The following is a 3,475-nucleotide window of genomic DNA, read 5'->3' as shown; positions in this document are numbered from 1 at the left end:
CGGTGCTGCTGCGGCGCGCGGCGGAGGTGGAGCGGCTGCATGCGGATGTGTGCGATCCGGAGGTGGTGCGGGGCGATTGAGGGATACCAACCCCTGTTATTGTCGGCCTTGAAGAGCACTGTCCACGGTCGTCCTGGCCCTTCTAGCCATGGCGCAACTTCTAGGCAGGCTCTACCAAGGCAACTAACAGGTGGACTTTTTTTCCCGCACCGTATGCGGGATTCGACAACGTCTGGGCGATCTCATTGAGGATTTCCCTAACTCGCTTGAAGCACTCTGGATCGCCCGCCTTGAGGTCTGGATACCCATGCCAGACGATCAGTACCTCCTCCGACGAGAGCTCATGAATTCCGCTCCAGAGCGAATCACTGAAGGCATCCCACACCATCTGCTCCGAGATTAGTGGCGGCGATAGAGGCAAGTACTGTTTTGCCATCTGTAGAAAGGAGGTGCAATCTGTCGCTCCTTTCGGCAAGACAAGCACTTTCGCCCCATCTCTTTCGAACCTCTGTGTCAGTGCGTCAACTGCCGAGGGCTCAATCGAAGTTAGTCCAGCTTTTGCCATATCGATCACCTAATTTGGACGAATGCGGGGCTACCGCTGTCGCCGTAGTGTGTCCATGTGTAGTACATCTCTCCGGTGACAGCGTTCACAACAATTCGATTTGGTCCTGGTCCCGTGACGCCAGGCGGGGGTGCGACACGGTACTCGAGATATGGAGAGTTGGCGCCCTGCCCCCCAGGGAGGTCGCCACCTCTATTTTGAAAGGGTATCCCCCATCGCACGCCCAGAGGTCCACTTGGCGCTCTTCCTGCTTCAATACCCTTTACTGTCTGTGTAACCGCGACCTGCTCATCTGCTGAAAGAGACGCCACATTGATGCGCGGCACCATCCGGCCATTGACCGGTGGTCGAGGTCCACCTGCACCGCGAACAGCACCAGCGAGCCCCACCGCCGCCGACGCCATATCTGCTGGGGTGACGCCCGCGGCCAACGTCGCCATATCTGGATCAAGCCCCGCTGCGATCAAATCTGCTCGACGTCTTGCTAGATAGCCTGCGTGCCCGCTATCTCGTGCATTGATCTCATCGACCACATTGCGCCGCCCCAGGTCCGTAGCAAAACTCTCACAGCTCTGTACGCCACTGCACAGTTCTCTAGCTTCGCTGCCAGTGAAGCCTATGCCCGTGCGTGCTGCCAATGAAATCTCATTGCATTCACGGATCGTCATGCAAACAGCGGCCTGCTCACGTTGTTGCCGCTCCATCCCCTGCCATTCAGCGCTGCGCTGCTCAATGCAGGCTGTGTCGTTCCTGCAGGCCAGCACTGATTGTCGGAAGCGATTCGTTTGAGTGCCAGTGAGATAGTTGTTCTCCACCGCATAGCCCGCAGCGCCGGCGCCAACGTACACCTCGCGCTCATCGCCGCCTGCAATTGCCACAGCAATGCCGCCCATGAGCCGCGACACCTCGACGGTCTCAATGGTGCGGCCCGGATCGCCGGACGGGTTGATCAGCTGGGCCGTCACGTGTCCGGCCACCGCGCCCAAGGCGCCAGATGCACAACCTTCGCCATTGCCCGTTCGCCCTGCGCCCACGGCGCAGCCCGCAATGGCATGCGCCACCTCGGTGGCAAAGGCATTGAGCGTTTGGCTTCCTTGCGGCCCAGCCTGACCGATGGCAAACGCACCCTGCGCGGCCGCTGTGTTCAGCAGCGCATTGACCAGCGCGTCTCGCAGTTCGTTCTCCAGGCTCGTGCCATTGACCGCTCTGCGCACCACCGCGGTGGCCGCACCGTTGATCAACTGCCGCTGCAACTGGTCCGTGAAGCGCGCCGAGCCATTGGTCGCAGTGGCAACGTTTTCCGGCAGCAGCCCGGAGGCGCCCAGCCCTTCGATGACGCCCGCCGTCAGCATGGACGTGACGATGCCCTTCACCGCCTCGCTGCTGCCCATCTCCTGGATCACCCTGCCCAGGTCCCCGTCGTTGTTCACCAGGCTCACGGCAGCTCGGCCTGCCAGGGCGGAAACACCCGCATGAACAGCACCACTGACACCCGCAGAGACCGTAGCGCCCAAACCCGTCGCTGCTGCCGAACCGCCAGCCGCCGCGCCCGCCTGGGCGGCTACCGGCGCCGCCACCGCTGCCGCCACCAGGCTCACCACCAGCGCCGTCACCGGCCCCATGCCGCTCTGGTGATAGGACCACCGGTCGTGCGCCTCCTTCACGCGCTGCCACTCGACGCTGTTGACGAACGCCGGGTCGTTGGCGAGCTGGTTGACCCAGGCCATGCCCGGCTGCTGCGCGAGAGCGGAGAGGCTGTCGTTCTGGCCGAGCTGCGCCTTCACCCCACGAGCGGCCTGGAGGCTCAGGTCCTTGACGGCGAACCGGTTGTAGTGGCTCGTCTCGTCCGTGCGCCCGCTGCCCGAGGCCGAGGAGAAGGCCGCGTCGTTGTCGACCTCCTTGCGGCTCATCGCGCTGGTGGTTGACTGCGCGAGCAGGCTGAGCTTGCCACCGGCATCGATGGCCAGGCTCCCGGCCTTCGCGTCGATGGCACTGAGCGTCATGTCGCCGCCGCTTCGCAGCCGGATGCCCGTCGCGCCGAGCGTGGTGCGCGCCAGGCTCGTCTCCTGGCTGTCGGCATCCAGGTGGTACTTGGTCATGCCCTTGCCGGTGGCGTGATGGGATTCGCCGGAGGCTTGGTTCTCGCCGGCGTACAAGGCCAGCTTGCCGCCGGCATCGAGGCTCAGAGTCTCGCCCGCGCTCAAGATGGCTGCGCGCCCGGTCAGGTCGCGCCCGGCCTGCAGGCTCACGCTGACCGCGTCACTGACCGTGGTGCCGGTCTCCCGGCTTTGCTGGCCCTCTCGCGAGTTCCTGCCGCTCCAGCGGATGTCTTCTGCGCGGCCGGTCGTGACGGTGTCGAGGTTTATGTCCCGCCCGGCCGCAAGTGCCGCGTCGCCTGCACTCTTCACCTCGGCGCCGGCCAGGTTCAGGTCGCGCCCCGCCGTGGCCAACAGGCTGCCGCCCGGGTTGGTCACATATAGACCCGCGACTCGGTCGAGCGTCACGGCAGCGAGCTTCACGCCGCTGGCCGGGTCCGAGCCCAACAGCATGCCCGAGTCGCTGCGCGCGTTTCTCGTGGTGCTCACGACGTCGATGTCTCGTCCCGCGACGACCGCGAGGCTGTTGCCCGCATCGATGGTGCCGCCGATGACGTTGAGATCCTGGCGCGCCATCAGCAATGCGTCCTGCCCCGTGATGCGACCTGCGAGGTTGTCGATGTTCTCGGCCGAGATGACGACAGTCTCGCGCCCGGCGATGGTGCCGCCGGCGGTGCTCAGGTCACCGGCCAGGCGCAGGTCGACGCTGCGGCCCGCCAGCAATGCCCCCGAGCCGTCGATGTCGCCCTCCCTCACGCGCACATAGACCTGGGGCACCAGCACCTTCTGCGTGCAGACGTCGGCCACGCTGCCG

The 3,475-nt window shown here is 64.7% G+C and carries 2 protein-coding genes; both read right to left on the bottom strand.

What is annotated here, in order from left to right; translation table 11 throughout:
* Window positions 1-160: 160 nt before the first annotated feature.
* A complete protein-coding gene (locus tag APY03_RS16065) occupies window positions 161-565 on the bottom strand; it encodes a barstar family protein (protein ID WP_146039307.1) in 405 nt (134 codons plus the stop codon).
* Between the two features lie 5 nt (window positions 566-570).
* Window positions 571-3,384 carry a DUF637 domain-containing protein gene (locus APY03_RS16060; RefSeq protein WP_232324293.1) on the bottom strand — a complete coding sequence of 938 codons (2,814 nt, stop codon included), beginning with the start codon at window positions 3,382-3,384 and terminating at the stop codon, window positions 571-573.
* Window positions 3,385-3,475: the final 91 nt, after the last annotated feature.

The sequence above is a fragment of the Variovorax sp. WDL1 genome (assembly GCF_001541225.1).
Lineage (GTDB): Bacteria > Pseudomonadota > Gammaproteobacteria > Burkholderiales > Burkholderiaceae_C > Variovorax.
The sequence above is the reverse complement of the archived record's forward strand: the minus strand, read 5'-3'. Positions and strand labels throughout refer to the sequence as shown.